Genomic DNA, 1,677 nt, shown 5'->3' on the forward strand with positions numbered 1-1,677 from the left:
CGGCACCCCTACGACTCCCGGCCCGCCGCCCAAGGAACCCCGTTCCTCGATGTTCCGTTCCCTCAGGGTCCGGAACTACCGGCTCTTCTTCGTCGGGCAGGTCGTCTCCAACACCGGCACCTGGATGCAGCGCATCGCCCAGGACTGGCTGGTGCTCAGCCTCACCGGCTCGTCGACCGCCGTCGGTGTCACCATGGCGCTGCAGTTCCTGCCGATGCTGCTCTTCGGGCTGTACGGCGGTGTCCTCGTCGACCGCTTCGCCAAGCGCCCGACGCTGCTCGTCACCCAGTCGGCCATGGCCGTCACGGGGCTGGTGCTCGCCTTCCTGACGCTCTCCGGGCACGTCCAGGTCTGGCACGTGTACCTCGCCGCCTTCGCCGTCGGCCTCGCCACGGTCGTCGACAACCCGGCCCGCCAGTCCTTCGTCTCCGAGATGGTCGGCCCCGAGCAGCTCCAGAACGCGGTCAGCCTGAACTCGGCGAACTTCCAGTCCGCCCGCCTGGTCGGCCCGGCCGTCGCCGGTGTGCTGATCACGAGCGTGGGCACCGGCTGGGCGTTCCTGCTCAACGGCCTGTCCTTCGTCGCGCCCATCGCCGGGCTGCTGCTCATGCGCGCCCGTGAACTGCACGTGATCGAGCGGGCCCCGCGCGCGAAGGGCCAGCTCCGCGAGGGCCTGCACTACGTCGCCGGGCGTCCCGAGCTGCTGTGGCCGATCGTCCTCGTCGGCTTCATCGGCACCTTCGGCTTCAACTTCCCGGTCTGGCTCTCGGCGTTCGCGGACGACGTCTTCCACGCGGGCGCGGGCTCGTACAGCTTCTTCAACACGCTCATGGCGGTCGGGTCCCTCGTGGGCGCTCTGCTCGCGGCCCGCCGGGGCACGGCCCGGATGCGGACCCTGATCGCGGGGGCGCTGGCCTTCGGTGCCCTGGAGGCCGTGGCCGCGCTGGCACCCTCGTACTGGATCTTCGCCCTGATCATGGCCCCGCTGGCGATGTTCGGCATGACGGTCAACGTCACCGCGAACACCGCCCTCCAGATGGCCACCGACCCGGCCATGCGCGGACGCGTCATGTCGCTGTACATGATGGTGTTCCTGGGCGGTTCGCCGCTGGGCGCGCCGATCGCCGGCTGGATCACGGACGCGTACGGTCCCCGCGTCGGCTTCCTCGCCGGCGGTCTGGTCTCCGCGGTCGCCGCGGCCACGATCGGTCTGGTGCTGGCCCGCGTGGTCGGACTGCGCCTGTCCGTCGGCTGGCACCACGGGCACCCGCGGGTGCGGTTCGTCCCGAAGGAACGGGAGAAGGGCCGGGAGCGGCTCGCGACGGTGAGCGGCGGGGCCTGAACGCCCTCGGAACGTGCTCGCGAGGTGATCCGTTCCCTGCGAAGGTGACGGACATGAGCACCATGAGACTGTTCGCGGCCGTGCTGCCGCCGCCCGATGTGGTCGAGGAGCTCGGCCGTGCCGTCGGCGGGTTGCGGAGCCTCCCGGGAGCCGGCCGGCTGCGTTGGACGGACCGGCCGGGGTGGCACTTCACGCTCGCCTTCTACGGCGAGGTCGACGAGGGCCTCGTCCCCGACCTGTCGGAGCGGCTGGAGCGCGCCGCCCGGCGCACCGAACCCTTCCCGCTGGCCCTGCGGGGCGGTGGGCAGTTCGGGCGCGGGCGGGCGCTGTGGGCC

General features: G+C 71.9%; 2 protein-coding genes. Both read left to right on the top strand.

The features are described from left to right. Positions 1 to 49: 49 nt before the first annotated feature. Entirely contained in the window at positions 50 to 1,342 is a 1,293-nt protein-coding gene (locus tag FNH04_RS45725) for an MFS transporter (RefSeq protein WP_152792109.1), read from the top strand. A 62-nt stretch (positions 1,343 to 1,404) separates the two neighbouring features. Then, on the top strand, positions 1,405 to 1,677 hold a 273-nt coding region (locus FNH04_RS45730; protein WP_194237055.1), incomplete at its 3' end, for a 2'-5' RNA ligase family protein.

The organism is Streptomyces phyllanthi, assembly GCF_009377205.1.
GTDB lineage: Bacteria > Actinomycetota > Actinomycetes > Streptomycetales > Streptomycetaceae > Streptomyces > Streptomyces phyllanthi.